Consider the following 213-nt stretch of genomic DNA (forward strand, 5'->3'; position numbering starts at 1 on the left):
GTGGAGGCGTCGAAGGCGGGGGTGTTCCAGGTGGTGGGCAGGGTGGTGTTGTCGTAGCGGTAGATCCACGCCGACCCGGGGCCGACCAAGGTCGTCGGTGTCGTCATCGGAGGCGGCGGCGGCGGGGGCGGGGGCGCGACCTGCTGCCGTGCGGTGAGGGTGGCGTCGAAGGTGAGGTCGGGTGTGCCGCGGTAGTTGAGGTGGACGCTGGCG

General features: G+C 72.3%; 1 pseudogene. It reads right to left on the bottom strand.

The window, feature by feature from the left end:
- Positions 1-213 (bottom strand): annotated as a pseudogene (locus ASF38_RS18160) (hypothetical protein); the annotation flags it as partial.

Source organism: Aeromicrobium sp. Leaf272, from assembly GCF_001422865.1.
GTDB lineage: Bacteria > Actinomycetota > Actinomycetes > Propionibacteriales > Nocardioidaceae > Aeromicrobium.